At 52.0% G+C, this 281-nt stretch carries 1 rRNA gene; it reads right to left on the bottom strand.

Annotated elements, in window-relative coordinates:
- Window positions 1-274 (bottom strand): 23S ribosomal RNA (locus HXS66_RS17295); the annotation flags it as partial.
- Between the last annotated feature and the right edge of the window lie 7 nt (window positions 275-281).

Below are 281 nucleotides of genomic sequence, written 5' to 3'. Positions count from 1 at the left end.
CTTAAGGGCTGGTCCCCGTTCGCTCGCCGCTACTTGGGGAATCTCGGTTGATTTCTTTTCCTCCGGGTACTTAGATGTTTCAGTTCCCCGGGTTTGCCTCTATAGGTTATGTATTGGCCTATAGATACTCACCTGATGGTAAGTGGGTTTCCCCATTCGGAAATCGTTGGGTCGCAGGGTATTTGCCACCTCGCCAACGCTTATCGCAGGCTATCACGTCCTTCATCGCCTCTGGCTGCCAAGGCATCCACCGTATGCGCTTAATCGCTTGACCATATAAC

The sequence above is a fragment of the Cobetia sp. 5-11-6-3 genome (assembly GCF_013374055.1).
Taxonomy (GTDB): Bacteria; Pseudomonadota; Gammaproteobacteria; order Pseudomonadales; family Halomonadaceae; genus Cobetia; species Cobetia marina.
Note: the sequence above shows the minus strand (reverse complement) of the source record. Positions and strands in the feature narration are given on the sequence as shown.